The 16230-nt window shown below is 72.8% G+C and carries 15 protein-coding genes; 6 read left to right on the forward strand and 9 right to left on the reverse strand.

What is annotated here, in order from left to right; translation table 11 throughout:
• Positions 1–275: 275 nt before the first annotated feature.
• The gene (locus NI25_RS09520) at positions 276–1127 is read left to right on the forward strand and encodes a DUF2637 domain-containing protein (RefSeq protein WP_061442041.1); all 852 of its coding nucleotides are present in this window, start codon (positions 276–278) and stop codon (positions 1125–1127) included.
• 145 nt (positions 1128–1272) lie between these two features.
• On the opposite strand, the gene NI25_RS09525 is transcribed toward NI25_RS09520, so the two are convergent.
• On the reverse strand, positions 1273–1716 hold the full coding sequence (locus tag NI25_RS09525) for a DUF6299 family protein (RefSeq protein WP_061442042.1): 444 nt from the start codon (positions 1714–1716) through the stop codon (positions 1273–1275).
• A 241-nt stretch (positions 1717–1957) separates the two neighbouring features.
• Here NI25_RS09525 and NI25_RS09530 point away from each other — a divergent pair, with 241 nt between their 5' ends.
• The gene (locus NI25_RS09530) at positions 1958–2149 is read left to right on the forward strand and encodes a DUF5999 family protein (RefSeq protein WP_061442043.1); all 192 of its coding nucleotides are present in this window, start codon (positions 1958–1960) and stop codon (positions 2147–2149) included.
• 75 nt (positions 2150–2224) lie between these two features.
• On the opposite strand, the gene NI25_RS09535 is transcribed toward NI25_RS09530, so the two are convergent.
• The 3 genes from NI25_RS09535 to NI25_RS09545 are packed head-to-tail and all read right to left on the reverse strand — an operon-like array spanning position 2225 to position 4653.
• Complete coding sequence (locus NI25_RS09535; RefSeq protein WP_061442044.1) at positions 2225–3052, reverse strand: alpha/beta fold hydrolase; 828 nt, start codon at positions 3050–3052, stop codon at positions 2225–2227.
• A 27-nt stretch (positions 3053–3079) separates the two neighbouring features.
• Positions 3080–3478 carry a RidA family protein gene (locus tag NI25_RS09540; RefSeq protein ID WP_061442045.1) on the reverse strand — a complete coding sequence of 133 codons (399 nt, stop codon included), beginning with the start codon at positions 3476–3478 and terminating at the stop codon, positions 3080–3082.
• On the reverse strand, positions 3475–4653 hold the full coding sequence (locus NI25_RS09545) for an acyl-CoA dehydrogenase family protein (RefSeq protein ID WP_061442046.1): 1179 nt from the start codon (positions 4651–4653) through the stop codon (positions 3475–3477). Before NI25_RS09545 ends, NI25_RS09540 begins: the two co-directional genes overlap by 4 nt.
• 162 nt (positions 4654–4815) lie before the next feature.
• Here NI25_RS09545 and NI25_RS09550 point away from each other — a divergent pair, with 162 nt between their 5' ends.
• The 3 genes from NI25_RS09550 (at position 4816) to NI25_RS09560 (ending at position 8348) form a co-directional block, all read left to right on the forward strand.
• Positions 4816–6492 (forward strand): AMP-binding protein, encoded by a 1677-nt coding sequence (locus tag NI25_RS09550; RefSeq protein WP_061442047.1) that lies wholly within the window; start codon positions 4816–4818, stop codon positions 6490–6492.
• 15 nt (positions 6493–6507) lie between these two features.
• The gene (locus NI25_RS09555) at positions 6508–7365 is read left to right on the forward strand and encodes a PaaX family transcriptional regulator C-terminal domain-containing protein (RefSeq protein ID WP_061442048.1); all 858 of its coding nucleotides are present in this window, start codon (positions 6508–6510) and stop codon (positions 7363–7365) included.
• Between the two features lie 83 nt (positions 7366–7448).
• Positions 7449–8348, forward strand: a complete 900-nt coding sequence (locus NI25_RS09560; protein WP_061442049.1) for a sulfotransferase family protein — start codon at positions 7449–7451, stop codon at positions 8346–8348.
• Here NI25_RS09560 and NI25_RS09565 read toward each other — a convergent pair.
• Together NI25_RS09565 and NI25_RS09570 are read right to left on the reverse strand one after the other, a co-directional pair.
• Positions 8336–10741 carry a bifunctional salicylyl-CoA 5-hydroxylase/oxidoreductase gene (locus tag NI25_RS09565; RefSeq protein ID WP_061442050.1) on the reverse strand — a complete coding sequence of 802 codons (2406 nt, stop codon included), beginning with the start codon at positions 10739–10741 and terminating at the stop codon, positions 8336–8338. The genes NI25_RS09560 and NI25_RS09565 overlap by 13 nt on opposite strands.
• Before the next feature lie 4 nt (positions 10742–10745).
• Entirely contained in the window at positions 10746–11573 is an 828-nt protein-coding gene (locus tag NI25_RS09570; RefSeq protein WP_061442051.1) for an enoyl-CoA hydratase family protein, read from the reverse strand.
• Between the two features lie 193 nt (positions 11574–11766).
• Here NI25_RS09570 and NI25_RS09575 point away from each other — a divergent pair, with 193 nt between their 5' ends.
• Positions 11767–12207, forward strand: coding sequence for an ATP-binding protein (locus NI25_RS09575; protein WP_199560871.1), 441 nt, complete (start codon positions 11767–11769; stop codon positions 12205–12207).
• On the opposite strand, the gene NI25_RS09580 is transcribed toward NI25_RS09575, so the two are convergent.
• The 3 genes from NI25_RS09580 to NI25_RS09590 all read right to left on the reverse strand — a co-directional run bounded on the left by NI25_RS09580 (position 12167) and on the right by NI25_RS09590 (position 16058).
• Positions 12167–13606 (reverse strand): amino acid permease, encoded by a 1440-nt coding sequence (locus tag NI25_RS09580; RefSeq protein ID WP_061442052.1) that lies wholly within the window; start codon positions 13604–13606, stop codon positions 12167–12169. The genes NI25_RS09575 and NI25_RS09580 overlap by 41 nt on opposite strands.
• A gap of 128 nt (positions 13607–13734) precedes the next feature.
• On the reverse strand, positions 13735–14742 hold the full coding sequence (gene argF / locus NI25_RS09585) for an ornithine carbamoyltransferase (RefSeq protein WP_061442053.1): 1008 nt from the start codon (positions 14740–14742) through the stop codon (positions 13735–13737).
• A 92-nt stretch (positions 14743–14834) separates the two neighbouring features.
• Entirely contained in the window at positions 14835–16058 is a 1224-nt protein-coding gene (locus NI25_RS09590; protein WP_061442054.1) for an arginine deiminase, read from the reverse strand.
• Positions 16059–16230: the final 172 nt, after the last annotated feature.

The following is a 16230-nucleotide window of genomic DNA, read 5'->3' on the forward strand; positions in this document are numbered from 1 at the left end:
TATGACCGAGGAACACGGGGAATTGACGGCGCTTGGCCCGTCCACCTACAGGCCCGGCAGAGCTCACTGTCCGTCACCGGCGGACGGAACTCCGACCAGAGGACGGCATCCCGTCCCTCCCCGTGTGGCCGAGCCGGTCCTGCAACGCTTCCTGGACGTCATGACCGAGTTGGAGAGCGGCCTCGCCGAGCGGTGGGACCGTACGCAGGGCTCCCTGACGTGCACCCGGGCAGAGTGATCCGCACCTCGTGTACGAAGAACACACTCATCCCCGCATGCCGTACGGCGAGGGACCGTTCCGCGCCACGGGCACGGGCCGGCACCGGGCGCCCGAGCAAGCCTTCCAGGAGACGCTGGTCCCGCCCGAACCCGGCTGGGACCCGGCCGAGGAGCTCGCGTTCCTGCTCCAGGACGCCATGGAGCAGCAGACCGGCGTGCCCTCCCCCTCCGCCACGGACGCATCGGCGCTCGCACCCGCCCCGGGCACACCGCTGAGCAATCTCCAGGAGATCACGGCGGAGCTGCCCCCGTTGAGGGAGTCCCCGACGAGTCACCGCAGGGTCCGCAGAGGGAGAAGGGTGAGCCGGCTGCGCGCCGCGAGCCTGTTCGTCGCCGCGCTGGCCGCGGTCATCGCCGCCTCCGTGAGCCTGTTCGGCGGCATGGTGGCGTACGAGCCGTTGCGTCTGGCCGCCGTGACCCGGACCCGGGGCAGCGTCGTGTCCTGGTGGCCCCTGCTGGTCTACGGCCCCTGGCTGGTGGCGTCGCTGGCGGTGCTGCGGGCCGCGCTGCACCAGCGCCGCGCGGTGCACTCCTGGGCCGTCGTCCTGCTGTTCTCGGCCATCGCGATGTTCCTGTGCATCGTCGAGGCGCCCAGGACCGTCAGCGACGGCGCGGCGGCCGCCCTGCCCGGTCTGGCCTCGCTGGTCTGCTTCCAGCAGGTCGTCCGGCAGATCACGCTCACCCGTCCGCCGCGGCGGGCTGTGCCGCGCCACCGGCAGCGCGCCGCGGTCACACCGGGTGACGATCCGTCGGGCAAGGCGCTCTCCGACGGGGTGTCCCTTCCGCAGCAACGGCAGAATCAGGTGCGCTCGCCGCGGCCGGGCACCCGCCCGGGGAAAAGAATCTGACCCGGAGCGCAACGAAACGGTCGGAACGGGATTCCCTTCCCTCCACGGGACGCGAAGGACGCCGAGGACGCGAAGGAAAGGGAATTCCGGCTGTCGTCGTGGGGCGCTTTTCCGGACGGGTTCGGACACCCGCCGTCGCGAGAGGTCAGGACGCCGTCAGGGTCACGTCCTGCGCCTGGCGGGCGTGGAAGCTCGGGAGCGGCACGATTCCCATGGGGCGCAGCTCCATGAGGGTGGCTTCGACGTGGGCCGCGCCGGGCTCGAGGACGACCGTGTCGGGCTTGCCGGTGTTGACCCAGCGGTGCTCCAGTCCGTCGCAGACCGCGCGGGTGCCGCCGATGCCGTACCGGACGGACGGGTCGCTCTGGCTGACGTTGGAGCTGACGAAGACCGGGCCGGTGCCGCCGGTGCAGCGGTAGGTGCCGGAGAGGGTGACACTGCCGTCGGCGGCGAGGCGGCCGATCGGGTCGACGGTCACCGACTCCGCGACGAGGCGGACGTCGTCGGGGGCGGCCGGGGCGGCGGGGGCCGCGAGCAGGAGCAGGGCGGCGCCGGTGGCCGTGGCGAGGGCGGCGGATCGTACGCGCATGGGGGAACCTCCCGGTGGGTCGGAATGATGGATTCCACTGGTACCGGGCGGAGGGGCGGGCGGCAGTGACCGTCACCCCTTCGGTGGCGAGTCCGCGTCGGCCGTCGTGGAACCGTCGCCGGCGTGTCCGGGTGTTGTCACGCTTGCCACCGGGGCCTTGGCGGGGACTCGCCGGCGGGCGCACGGTCGGTACACGCGACGGTCCCGACGACGGGACGGTCTCCCGACACGGAGGTGCGCCATGTGTACCCACCGGCCTTCCTGCCCCGCAACCGACGCCCGCGCGCACGTCGTCGCCACCCACCCGGAGCAGGGGTGGAACCTGCTGTGCGACGGCACGCTCGTCTTCGACGACACCGGCGAACTGCGGCCCGACGGCCTGGTCGTCGCCCCGCACCGGGTGCCGGGCGGACATCCGGCGACGGCCGCCTGACCCCTTTCGCCCCGCCGGGACCGGCAGCGGTCGAAGGGCTGATGAAGTCAACGAGGGCGAGCGAAGTCGGCGGGGTCAGCGCTTCCCGGCGACGAACTCCCGCAGCAGGGTGGCGAGCAGCTCCGGCTGGTCCTCGGGGATCAGCGTCCGGGTGTCCTCGATCTCCACCAGCCTTCCCCGCGGGAGGAGTTCGGCCAGGCGTCGGCCGTGGGCGCGGGGCATCATCAGGTCCTCGGTCGCCCAGACGACGAGTGCGGGCCGGTCGAACCTCCGCAGGCCCTGGGCGGCTTCCAGGAGTTCGTCCCGCCGCACGTGCGTGCCGTAGTGCCGGAAGTCGCGGCGGATCGCCGGGTCGGTGCGCAGCGGGTGCAGCCAGCCGTCGACGACCGCGTCCGGCACCGGCCGCTTGGTGAGGGCGCCGATGCCGACGGGCAGGCGGCGCAGCGGTCTGAGGCCCAGGACGCGGACCAGCGCGGACACGCCGCCGGGCGTCCGGCAGGCGACGCCGATCAGCTTTCCCGGCAGGCCCGGCGGGTAGTTGTCGAACGCCTCGCACGCGACGAGGGCCAGCCGGGCGAGGCGCTCGGGGTGCCGGGCGGCCACCGTCTGGGCGCGTCCGCAGTCGTTCTCGACGAGGGTGACGTCGGTGAGGTCGAGGCGGTCGAGGAACTCGGCGATCAGTTCGTTGACCAGGTCGGGGGTGGGCGGCCGGCGCATCGGGCGGCGGTGGGCGCCGTAGGGCAGGGTCGGCGCGATCACCCGGTGGTCGGTGCGCAGGTCGGCGGCGACCTTGCGCCAGACGGTCCGGTCGTGGACGAGGCCGTGCAGGAGGACGACGACCGGGCCGTCGCCGCCGGTGTCCTCGTACTCGATGGTTCCCGCGCTCAGTTCGATGTCCGGCATGCCGGAATGGTAGGGGCGTCGGGTGCGCTACGGCAGTACGGCGAACCCGTCGAGTTCGACCAACGCCCTTTCGTCCCAGAGCCGTACGACCTCCACAACCGCCATCGCCGGGTAGTCGCGGCCCGCCAGCTCGCGCCAGGTGCGGCCGAGGTCGGCGGCGTGGGTGCGGTAGGCGGCGACGTCGGTGGCGTAGACGGTGACGCGGGCGAGGTCGGCGGGGGTGCCGCCGGCGGCGCGCAGGGCGGTGAGGAGGTTGGCGAGGGCCCGTTCGAACTGGGCGGGGAGGGTGTCGCCGGTGATCTTGCCGTCGGTGTCGAGGGCGGTCTGGCCGGCCAGGAAGACGACGCGGGTGCCGGTGGCGACGACGGCGTGGGAGAAGCCGGTGGGCGGGGAGAGTTCGGGCGGGTTCACCCGTTCGGCGGTCATGCTCCGGCCTCCTCGGTGGTGGTGTCATGGGTCCGCTGCGTCTGGTACGTCCGGTACAGCTCCTTGGCGACGATGCCGCGCTGCACCTCGCTCGCGCCCTCGTAGACGCGGGGTGCGCGCACCTCCCGGTAGAGGTGTTCGAGGAGGTGGCCGCGGCGCAGGGCGCGGGCGCCGTGCAGCTGGACGGCCTTGTCGACGACGTACTGGGCGGTCTCGGTGGCGAGGAGCTTCGCCATCGCCGCGCGCCGGGGGACGTCCGGAGCGCCCGCGTCGTACGCCGTCGCCGCCGCGTACACCATCAGGCGGGCCGCCTCGGTGCGCAGGGCCATCTCGGCGACCTGGTGGGAGACGGTCTGGAGGTCGCACAGCTTGCCGCCGAAGGCGTCGCGGGCGGCGGTGTGCGCGAGGGTCGCGTCCAGGGCGGCCTGCGCCATGCCGACGGCGAAGGCGCCGACGCTGGGGCGGAACAGGTTGAGGGTGCCCATGGCGACCCGGAAGCCGCGGTCCGGTTCGCCCAGGACGTCGTCCGCGGTGACGGGCACGGCGTCGAAGGAGAGGGCGCCGATGGGATGCGGCGAGAGCATGTCGAGCGGGGTGCCGGTGAGGCCGGGGCGGTCGGCGGGCACGAGGAAGGCGGTGACGCCGCGGGCGCCGGCGCCGGGAGTGGTGCGGGCGAACACGGTGTAGAAGTCGGCCTCGGGGGCGTTGGAGATCCAGCACTTCTCGCCCGTGAGCCGCCAGGCGGGGCTTCCCGCGCCGCTCCCGGCGTCCGATTCCGCCCTCAGCGACAGCGCGGCCGCGTCCGAGCCCGCGTCGGGCTCACTGAGGGCGAAGGCGGCCACCGCGCTGCCGTCGCTCACGCCGGGGAGCCAGCGGGCGCGCTGGGCCGCGGTGCCGTGGGCGTGCACCGGGTGGGCGCCCAGACCCTGGAGGGCGAGGGCGGTCTCGGCCTCGGTGCAGGCGCGGGCGAGGGACTCGCGCATCAGGCACAGGTCGAGCGCGCCGGAGGTGAACAGGCGGGGCAGCAGGCCGAGGGCGCCGAGCTCGGCTACCAGGGCGCGGTTGACGCGGCCCGGCTCGCCCTTCTCCGCGAGCGGGCGCAGCCGTTCGGCGGCGAGGGTGCGCAGCTCGTCGCACCAGGTGAGTTGTGCCGGTTCGAGCGAGAATGCGGTCATCGGCCGTCCCTTCCCCTGCTCCCCTGCCCTGCCTGCGCCCGGCTTCCGGCCCGCCGGACGGGCCGTCGGTCCACGACCGAGGTTATCGCGCCCCGTTGACTGTCGTCACCAACACGATACGCTCGTTGCGCGAGCCCACCACGACAAAGGGGGCGAACCGCCATGGCCGATCCGCGCCACGCGGACCCGCACCGCTCCGCCCACGTCGACACCTTCGCGCGGGACCACCTGCCGCCCCCCGAGCAGTGGCCGGAGCTTGTCTTCGAGCTGCCCGAGCTGCGCTACCCGGCCCGGCTGAACTGCGCCGCCGAGCTGCTCACCGGCCCGCCCGACGACCGCCCGGTCTTCCGCACCGCGTCCGGGGACACCTGGACCTACGGCGGGCTGCGGGAGCGCGTCGACCGGATCGCGCACGTGCTGACCGGCGACCTCGGTGTCGTCCCGGGCAACCGGGTGCTGCTGCGCGGCCCCACCACCCCGTGGCTGGCCGCCTGCTGGCTGGCGGTGCTGAAGGCGGGCGCGGTGGCGGTCACCGTGCTGGCCCAGCAGCGCCCGCACGAGCTGCGCGCCGTCTGCGAGATCGCCCGGGTGCGGCACGCGCTGTGCGACGTCCGGGCGGTCGACGACCTCGCCAAGGCGGAGATCGCCGGCCTGCGCATCACGACCTTCGGCGGGGACGCTCCGGACGACCTGCGGACCCGTACGGCGTCCGGCGCGGTGCCCGGCACGCCGTACGAGGCCGTCGACACCGCCGCCGACGACGTGGCGCTCATCGCGTTCACCTCCGGCACCACGGGGCGGCCCAAGGGCTGCATGCACTTCCACCGCGACGTGCTGGCGATCGCGGACACCTTCTCCGCGCATGTGCTGAAGCCGCGACCGGACGACGTCTTCGCGGGCAGCCCGCCGCTCGGCTTCACCTTCGGGCTCGGCGGTCTCGTGGTCTTCCCGCTGCGGGCCGGGGCGAGTGCACTGCTGCTCGAACAGGCGGGGCCCAAGCAGCTGTTGCCGGCGGTCGCCGAGCACCGGGTGTCGGTGCTGTTCACCGCGCCGACGGCGTACCGGGCGCTGCTGGACGAGCTGGACGCGTACGACGTGAGCAGTCTCAGGCGCTGCGTCTCGGCGGGCGAGAACCTGCCCGCGGCCACCTGGCGGGCCTGGCACGAGCGCACCGGCCTGCGCATCATCAACGGCATCGGCGCCACCGAACTGCTGCACATCTTCGTGTCCGCGGCGGACGACGCCATCAGGCCCGGCACGACGGGCGTTCCGGTGCCGGGGTGGCACGCGCGCGTGCAGGACGAGCGGGGCGGGCCGGTGCCCGACGGGGAGCCGGGGCTGCTGGCGGTGCGCGGGCCGGTCGGGTGCCGCTACCTCGCCGATCCGCGGCAGCGCGAGTACGTGCGCGACGGCTGGAACGTCACCGGGGACACTTACGTCCGCGAACCCGACGGGTACTTCCGGTACGTGGCCCGCGCCGACGACATGATCATCTCCGCCGGGTACAACATCGCGGGGCCGGAGGTGGAGGACGCGCTGCTGCGCCATCCGGACGTGGTGGAGGCGGCCGTGGTGGGCCGGCCCGACCAGCGCCGGGGACAGGTCGTCGTGGCGCACGCGGTGCTGCGGGAGGGGGCCGCGCGGGACGCGGACGCGCTGCGCGCGTTCCTGCGGTCGGAGCTGGCGCCGTACAAGTGCCCGCGGGAGATCGTCTTCCTGGACGCGCTGCCGCGCACGGCGACCGGGAAGCTCCAGCGCTACCGCCTCCTGGACGCACCCGACCCCAATCCGGCCGCCGTTCCCGGTGCTCGTCCGGATCCCCTGGGCGGCCGGGCCTGAGGCCGACGACATAAGATGATCAACGTGTCCGACCAGCACGTGCAGTACGCCCCGAGGTCCCTCATCGTCACGCTCTACGGCGCCTACGGCCGTTTCGCGCCGGGCCCGGTGCCCGTCGCCGAGCTGATCCGGCTGCTGGCGGCGGTCGGGGTGGACGCGCCCTCCGTACGCTCGTCCGTGTCCCGGCTGAAGCGGCGCGGTCTGCTGCTGCCCGCCCGTACGGCCGAGGGCGCGGCCGGTTACGAACTCTCCGCCGAGGCGCGCGAGTTGCTGGACGACGGCGACCGGCGCGTCTACGCCACCGCGCCCCGTGAGGACGAGGGCTGGGTGCTCGCCGTGTTCTCCGTGCCCGAGTCGGAGCGGCAGAAGCGGCACGTCCTGCGCTCGCGCCTGGCCGGTCTCGGCTTCGGCACCGCCGCACCCGGCGTGTGGATCGCCCCGGCCCGGCTGTACGAGGAGACCCGGCACGCCCTGGGACGCCTGGGTCTGGACTCCTACGTGGACTTCTTCCGCGGTGAGCACCTGGGCTTCGCGCCGACCGCCGAGGCGGTGGCCCGCTGGTGGGACCTGGCCGCCATCGCCAAGGAGCACGAGGCGTTCCTCGACCGGCACGCGCGCGTCCTGCACGCGTGGGAGCGCCGCGCGGACACCCCGCCCGAGGAGGCCTACCGCGACTACCTCCTCGCCCTGGACTCGTGGCGGCACCTGCCCTACGCGGACCCGGGGCTGCCCGCCCGGCTGCTGCCCGAAAACTGGCCGGGCACGCGCTCGGCGGCCGTGTTCCGGGCGCTGCACGAACGGCTGCACGACGCGGGTGCCCGTTATGCGGACATGGGGCCCGTCACGGGACCAACTCCACCTTCCGGGCAGTGATTCACATCACATTTTAGCGGGATGAGCGAACCCTCAGCCCTCTCAGATCCTCTTCTCAGGTTTCTCACCTACCGTGCGGACGCATGAGTCTCGCGCGCAACTTGAACCGGGCCCTCACCGTCACCACCGGCCTCCAGGTACGGAGAGCACCCCAGGCGGCGAAGGGGAAGCAGGGGAAGAAGTCCGCCGCGGCCAAGCCCGCGGCACGGCAGCAGGCCGACTACCGATGTCCGCCGGCCGGGGAACTGCCGACCGAGCGCCTGCTGCGCCGGCCCGTCTTCATCATCTCGTCCATCCGTTCCGGCTCCACCCTGCTGCGCATGATGATGGGCGCCCATCCTCGGCTGCACGCCCCGCACGAGCTGCACATCGGGCGGCTGGAGGTCGCCTGCACCAACTGGCACTCCGAGCGTGCGATGGGCGAACTCGGCCTGCGGCGCGGCGACCTGGAGCACCTGTTGTGGGACCGCGTCCTGCACCGCGAACTCACCAGGTCCGGCAAGGACCACGTGGTCGAGAAGACCCCGGCCAACGCGTACATGTACCGGCGTCTCAAGGACTGCTGGCCCGACGCGCGCTTCGTCTTCCTGCTGCGCCACCCCGCGTCGATCGCCCGTTCCTGGCACGAGAGCGACCCCGTGAAACGGCCGCACGAGACGGCCGTCACGGATGTGCTGCGCTACATGACGGCCGTGGAGGAGGCCCGCACGGCCGACGCCGACGGCTTCACCGTGCGCTACGAGGACATCACCGACGACCCGGAGCGCGAGATGCGCCGCCTGTGCGCGTACCTCGACGTCGACTACGCGCCGGCCATGCTGAACTACGGCAGGAAGAGCAGCGCCGAACTGGTCAGGGGCCTGGGCGACTGGCGCGAGAACATCCGCACCGGCACCGTGCAGCCCGGCCGCGCGCTGCCGCGGGAGGACGAGATCCCTCAGCGGCTGCGTCCGATGTGCGCGGCCTGGGGCTACACGTCCTGACGCGGGCCGTGCAGCGTCAGCCGCGGTTTGGGGGCGTCGGTGCGTCCGGTGCGCGGCGGTCGGCTGCCCGCCCGGTACGGCGCCGGCCAGACGGCGCCCGGCCCGTCGTAGCCCTGCTCGGCGGCGGCGTGCAGCGTCCAGTGCGGGTCGTAGAGGTGGGGGCGGGCCAGCGCGCACAGGTCGGTGCGTCCGGCCAGGATCAGCGAGTTGACGTCGTCCCAGGAGGAGATCGCGCCGACGGCGATCACCGGCACCCCCGCCTCGTGCCGGATGCGGTCGGCGTACGGCGTCTGGTACGACCGCCCGAACTCGGGGCGTTCACCGGACACCACCTGGCCGGTGGACACGTCGACGGCGTCGGCGCCGTGCGCGGCGAAGGCCCGGGCGATCTCCACCGCCTCCTCGCCGCTCGTGCCGCCCTCGGCCCAGTCGGTGGCGGAGATCCGTACGGTCATGGGCCGTTCGCCGGGCCACACCTCGCGTACGGCGTCGAAGACCTCCAGCGGGAAACGCAGCCGCTTCTCCAGTGAGCCGCCGTAGGCGTCGGTGCGGTGGTTGGTGAGCGGGGAGAGGAAGCCGGAGAGCAGATAGCCGTGGGCGCAGTGCAGTTCGAGCAGGTCGAAGCGGGCGTCGGCGGCCCGTTCGGCGGCGGCCCTGAACTGCTGACGTACGTCGGTGAGCTGGGCCCGGGACAGTTCGCGCGGGATCTGGCTGCCCGGCCGGTACGGCAGCGGGGAGGGGGCCACGAGGGGCCAGTTGCCGTCGGGCAGCGGTTCGTCCATGCCCTCCCACATCAGGCGGGTCGAGCCCTTGCGGCCGCTGTGGCCGAGCTGCACGCCGATCGCGGTGCCGGGCGCGCTGTCGTGCACGAAGTCGGTGATCCGCCGCCACGCCTCGCCCTGGCGGCCGGTGTAGAGGCCCGCGCAGCCGGGGGTGATGCGGCCCTCGGGGCTGACGCACACCATCTCGGTCATCACCAGGGCGGCCCCGCCCAGGGCCCTGGCCCCGAGGTGGACCAGGTGGAAGTCGCCGGGGACGCCGTCGGTGGCCGAGTACATGTCCATCGCGGAGACGACGACGCGGTTGCGCAGGGTCAGGCCGCGCAGCCGGAACGGGGTGAACATCGGCGGTGTGCCGGGCGGGCAGCCGAACTCGCGCTCGACGGAGTCGGTGAAGCCGGCGTCGCGCAGCCGCAGGTTCTCGTGGGTGACCCGGCGGCTGCGGGTGAGCAGGTTGAAGGCGAACTGGCGCGGTGGCTGGCCGAGGTACCGGGCCAGGTCCTCGAACCACTCCAGGCTGGCCTTGGCGGCCCGCTGCGTGGACGCGACGACGGGGCGCCGCTCCTCCTCGTAGGCGGCGAGTGCCTGCGGGAGGGCGGGCTGTTCCTCCAGACAGGCGGCGAGCGCGAGGGCGTCCTCCACGGCGAGTTTGGTGCCGGAGCCGATGGAGAAGTGGGCGGTGTGGGCGGCGTCGCCGAGCAGGACGACGTTGCCGTGCGACCAGCGTTCGTTGACGACCGTGCGGAAGGTGGTCCACGCGGACTTGTTGGACCGCAGGGGGCGGCCGCCGAGGGCGCCGGCGAAGATCTTGGCGCAGCGGGCGGTGGACTCCGCCTCGTCGAGCTCGTCGAAGCCGGCCGCCCGCCAGACCTCCTCGCGCATCTCGACGATGACGGTGGAGGCGTCGGGTGCGTAGGGGTAGCCGTGCAGTTGCATCACGCCGTGCTCGGTCTCGGCGATCTCGAAGCGGAAGGCGTCGAAGGCGAAGTCGGCGGCGAGCCAGATGTAGCGGCAGCGGTGGGGCGTGAGCCGCGGCCGGAAGACGTCGCGGTACGCCTCGCGGGTGGCGCTGTGCACGCCGTCGGCGGCGACGACGAGGTCGTGGGTCCGTGCGAGGCGGTCCGGGGGCGGTGCCTCGGTGCGAAAGCGCAGGTCCACGCCGAGGTCGCGGCAGCGGTCGTGCAGGATCTCCAGGAGGCGGCGGCGGCCGAGGGCGGCGAAGCGGTGTCCTCCGGAGGTGTGGCGGGTGCCTCGGTGGACGATGTCGATGTCGTCCCAGCGGACGAAGTGGGCCTTGAGTGCCTCGTAGACGACGGGGTCGGCGTGCTCGATGCCGCCCAGGGTCTCGTCGGAGAGGACCACGCCGAAGCCGAAGGTGTCGTCGGGGGCGTTGCGCTCGTAGACGGTGATCTCGCGGTCGGGGGCCAGGCGTTTGAGGAGGGCGGCGGTGTAGAGGCCGCCGGGGCCGCCACCGACAATGGCGATGCGGTGAGGGTGGTTGCGGTTGTCCCGCGGGTGCGGGTTCGTTGTGGCTGGTCGCGCCCCGCGGCGGAGCCGCTGATCGACACAGCCCCGCGCCCCTGAGGTTGGCGTGCTCCCCCGCGTTGACAACATCTCCCTACCTCCCTTGCCACTTCGGGGGGCGTTTTTCCGTGAAGGACGCGTGGAATTCGGCGTAGTCGTCGCCCGTCATCAGGAGGGCCTGCGTGGACGCGTCCAGTTCGATCGCTGCCGCGAGCGGCATGTCGAGCTCCGCCGTCAGGAGGGCCTTGGTCTGGGCGTACGCCAGCGCCGGTCCGTCGGCCAGGCGGCGGGCCAGGGTGTGGGCGGCCTCGTCGGCGCGACCCTCCTCGGTCAGTTCGCTGATCAGGCCGATGCGCTCGGCCTCGGGCGCGCGGACCGTGTCGCCGAGCATCAGCAGGCGGGTGGCGTGACCGAGGCCCACGACGCGGGGCAGCAGGTACGCGGCGCCCATGTCGCCGCCGGACAGGCCGACGCGGGTGAAGAGGAAGGCGAAGCGGGCGGAGGGGTCGGCGACGCGGAAGTCGGCGGCCAGGGCGAGGACGGCGCCCGCACCGGCGGCGACGCCGTGCAGGGCGGCGATCACCGGGAACGGGCACTCCCGCACCGCCCGCACCACCTGGCCCGTCATCCGGTTGAAGTCGAGCAGCGTCGCGGTGTCCATGGACAGGGTGGCGCCGATGATCTCGTCCACGTCGCCGCCGGAGCAGAAGCCGCGCCCCTCGCCGGCCAGCACCAGGGCGCGCACGGACCGCCGGCGGGACAGCTCGGCGAGCAGGTCGCGCAGGTCGGCGTAGGCCTCGAAGGTGAGCGCGTTGAGCTTGTCGGGGCGGGCGAGGGTGACGGTGGCGACGCCGTCGGTGATCTCGACACGCAGGTGCCGCCAGTCGGGGGTGGGGGCGGCCGAGCCGGTGAAGGGACTCATGACACTCGAAGTTATCACCCATCCGTGACTGTCGTCACGAGTGCGCGATAAAGCACGGAGGGTGCCGGAGGCACCGTGTCGAGGGGCGAAGGTCCCGAGGGGTGCCCGTCGAACGGCTCTGCCGGGTGGCGCCGTACCATTCATAAGGTCGAAAGCAGGACAGGACGCCCCTGCTCCACGAAACGGACCTGCCGTGCACGATCACTCCCCCGCACCCGCCTCCTGGCGCATCGCGCTGCCGCACTCCGCCGCGGCCGTGCCGGTGGCGCGTGCGCTGGTGCGCAACGCCCTGGCCGAGCTGGAGCACACGGCCGACGGGGACACCGCGGAGCTGCTCACGGCGGAGCTGGTCGCCAACGCCGTGGAGCACACCTCGGTGGGCCGGACACCGATCGAGCTGGTGGTGGAGCTGAGGCCGACCGGCTGCCAGGTCGAGGTGCACGACCCGGACCCGTCACCGCCCGCCGACCTCACCCGGCCGGACGTGGAGCCGCCCGACCCGTGGCGCGAGGGCGGGCGCGGTCTGCTGCTGATCCGCGCCCTCAGCTCGTCCTGCGGCCACCGGCCCACCGGGGCGGGCAAGGCGGTCTGGTTCAGGCTTCCTGCGGTACCCGCTCAGCGTCGTCCGCACTGACGGCGGCCCGGGCCAGGCGGGAGTGGCGGCGGCCGTAGGCGCCGTAGACCAGCAGGCCCACCGCGAGGAAGACCGCGAACTGCAGCCAGGTCGCACCGCCCGTCTCGTACATCAGGTACAGGCAGAAGCCGACCCCGAGCAGCGGCGTGACCGGGTACAGCGGGACCCGGAAGGTACGGGCGAGTCCCGGTTCGCGGCGGCGCAGGGTGATCACCGAGACGTTGACGGCGGCCATCGTGGCGAGGGTGCCGATGGTGCACAGGTTGACCACCGCGTCGAGCGGGGCGAAGGCGGCCGGGAGGGCGAAGACCACGCCGACGATCAGGGTGCCGGCGACGGGCGTCGCGGTGCGCGGGGAGACCTTCTCGAAGACCCGGGGGATCAGTCCGTCCCGGGACATCGACAGCAGGATGCGGGTCTGGCCGTACATCACGGCGAGCACCACCGAGGCGATGGCGACGACCGCGCCGAAGGCGACCACGCCGCCGCCGATCGCGGAGCCGGTGACCTCGTCGACGACGTAGGAGAGCGCGGCGGGCCGGTCGCCGACCTGGTCGCCGCCGACGGCGCCGATCGCGGCGACGGCGACCGCGCAGTACAGCAGGGTGACCAGGCCGATGCAGACCAGGATCGCGACGGGGATGTCCCGGCGCGGGTTCTTGGCCTCCTCGCCGGCCGTGGTGATCGCGTCGAAGCCGATGTACGAGAAGAAGGCGGCCGTGGTGCCGGCGCCGATGCCGCCGAGGCCGGCCGGGGAGAACGGGGTGAGGTTGCCGTCCTCGAAGGCGTAGAAGCCGATGGCGCAGAAGGCGAGCAGGACGGCCAGCTTGAGGACGGCCATGGCGGCCGTGGCGCGGGCGCTCTCCCGCACCCCGCGCACCAGCAGCACGCAGGCCAGGGCGATGACGATCACCGCGGGCAGGTTGACGGCGCCGCCGTCGCCGGGGCCCGCGGACAGGGCGTGCGGGAGCTGTACGCCGAGGACGCTGTCGAGCAGTTCGTTGACGTACTGGCTCCAGCCGACGGCGACCGCCGAGACCGACACGCCGTACTCCAGGAGCAGGCACCAGCCGACGAGGAACGCGGTGCGCTCGCCGAGCCCCGCGTAGGCGAAGGAGTACGAGGAGCCGGAGACCGGGATCGCGCCGCCCAGCTCGGCGAAGGAGAACGCGGTGAACACGCAGGTGATCGCTGCCAGGACGAAGGAGACGACGACGGCCGGGCCGGCCTCGGCCACGGAGTCGGACAGGCCGACGAAGATGCCGGTGCCGACGATCGCGCCGACGCCGAAGCAGACGAGCTGGAACAGCCCCATCGTGCGCTTGAGGCCGTGGCCTTCGCGGTCGGCGCCGGATTCGGCGACCAGCAGGTGGGGGGACTTGACGCGGGAAGCGGGCATTGCGGGTGGTGCTCGTTTCTGGTGGTGCGGGGGGGCGCGACGGTGGTCGCGGCCGGCGGCACCGGAAGGGGTGGCTCCGGAACCGCCGGTCAGCATAGGTCCTGGTCGGGCGGGCTGTGAAGAAGAAGTCAGGCGAGGGTGGCCACGAGGACGGCCTTGATGGTGTGCAGACGGTTCTCCGCCTCGTCGAAGACGACGGAGTGCTCCGACTCGAAGACCTCGTCCGTGACCTCCAGGGAGTCGAGCCCGTGGGCCTCGAAGATCTCCTGGCCGACCTTGGTGCCCAGGTCGTGGAAGGCGGGCAGGCAGTGCAGGAACTTGACGTCCGGGTTGCCGGTGGCGCGCAGGACGTCCATGGTCACGGCGTAGGGCGCGAGGGCCTTGATGCGCTCGGCCCAGACCTCCTTGGGCTCGCCCATCGAGACCCAGACGTCGGTCACGACGAAATCGGCGCCGCGCACCCCCTCGGCCACGGTCTCGGTGAGGGTGATGCGCGCCCCGCTGGTCCGGGCGAGCGCGTTCGCCCGGTCGACGACCTCCTGGGCGGGCCAGTAGGCCTTCGGGGCGACGATGCGCACGTCCATGCCGAGCAGGGCGCCGGTGACCAGGTAGGAGTTGCCCATGTTGAAGCGGGCGTCGCCGAGGTAGGCGAAGGTGATCTCCCGCAGGGGGCGGTCGCTGTGCTCGGTCATGGTGAGGACGTCGGCGAGCATCTGGGTGGGGTGCCAGTCGTCGGTCAGGCCGTTGTAGACGGGGACGCCCGCGAAGGCCGCCAGCTCCTCGACCTTGGCCTGGCTGTCGCCGCGGTACTCGATGCCGTCGAACATCCGCCCCAGCACGCGCGCGGTGTCCTTCACGGACTCCTTGTGGCCGATCTGCGAGCCGGCCGGGTCCAGGTACGTGGTCGAGGCGCCCTGGTCGGCGGCGGCGACCTCGAACGCGCAGCGGGTGCGGGTCGAGGTCTTCTCGAAGATCAGCGCGATGTTCTTGCCGGTGAGGTACCGCGTCTCGGTCCCGGCCCGCTTGGCGGCCTTCAGCTCCGCGGCCAGCTCGACCAGGCCGCGGAACTCCTCCTCGGTGACATCGAGCTCCTTGAGGAAGTGGCGGCCGGCGAGGGCGGTCGGGACTGTCGCCATGGGGGCACTCCAGAGGTGCGGGGTCGGGGACTGACTTCTGGAAGTCTATACGAACTTCTGAATTTCTATACAGAAGGCTCCGCCCTGCCCCTCTACACGGCCCCCCGCTCCACCGGGCAGCTCATGCAGCGCGGCCCGCCCCGGCCACGGCCCAGTTCGCTGCCCGGGATCTCGATCACCTCGATGCCCTGTTTGCGCAGGTGCGTGTTGGTGGTGGCGTTGCGTTCGTAGGCGACGACGACGCCCGGTTCGACGGCCAGGACGTTGCAGCCGTCGTCCCACTGCTCGCGCTCGGCGGCGTGCACGTCCTGGGTGGCGGTGAGGACCCGGATCTCACCGAGCCCGAGGGCGGCGGCCATCGCGCGGTGCATGTGCTCCGGCGGGTGGTCGGTGACCTTCAGGTCCTTCTCCCCGGCCCCCGGCTCGATGGTGTAGGAGCGGAGCATGCCGAGCCCGGCGTACTGGGTGAAGGTGTCGCCGTCGACCATCGTCATCACCGTGTCCAGGTGCATGAAGGCACGCCGCTTCGGCATGTCGAGGGCCACGATGGTCCGCGCCGACCCGGCGGCGAACAGCTTGTGGGCCAGCATCTCGACGGCCTGGGGCGTGGTGCGCTCGCTCATGCCGATGAGCACGGCGCCGTTGCCGATGACCAGTACGTCGCCGCCCTCGATGGTGGAGGGGTAGTCGGCCTGCCCCTCGGACCAGAGGTGGAAGGTCTCGTCGCGGAAGAGCGGGTGGTGCCGGTAGATCGCCTCGAAGTGCACCGTCTCGCGCTGCCGGGCGGGCCAGCGCATGGCGTTGATCGACACGCCGTCGTAGATCCAGGCCGAGGTGTCCCGGGTGAAGAGGTGGTTGGGCAGCGGGCCGAGCAGGAAGTCGTCCAGTTCCATGGCGTGGAAGCGCACGGAGGTCGGCTCCGGGTGCGCCTCCAGGAACTCCCGCTTGGTCATGCCGCCGACCAGCCACTCGGCCAGTTCACCGGCGGGCAGGGTCTCGAAGGCGGCCCGGAGGTGGTCCGTGGCCAGCACTCCGTACTCCTTCTCGTCGAAGACCCGGTCCAGGACGAGCCGCCGCGCGGCCGGCACGTCCAGGGTCTCGGTGAGCAGGTCGCCGAAGAGGTGCACCGCCACCCCGCGGTCGCGGAGCACGTCGGCGAACCCGTCGTGCTCGGCGCGCGCCCGGCGCACCCACAGCACGTCGTCGAAGAGAAGGGCGTCCTTGTTGCTGGGGGTGAGCCTTTTGAGCTCGAGATCCGGCCGGTGCAGGATGACGCGGGTGAGCCGCCCGGCTTCGGAGTCGACTTGGAATCCCATGTCTCCATCCTGACCACTCGGACGCGAGTTCACCCCCTGCTTTCACGGTCCCGTGACCACAGTGCGCCCTCCGGGTGCCCCCGTGCGACGCCGGGGCGCCCCGGCGGTGCCGCGTAATGCCTGGCGACGGCCGGAGCGCCCGGCCGCGCGTCAGGGGGGAGACCTGTTGAGC

It is taken from the genome of Streptomyces sp. CCM_MD2014 (genome assembly GCF_000772045.1).
GTDB classification, from domain to species: domain Bacteria; phylum Actinomycetota; class Actinomycetes; order Streptomycetales; family Streptomycetaceae; genus Streptomyces; species Streptomyces salinarius.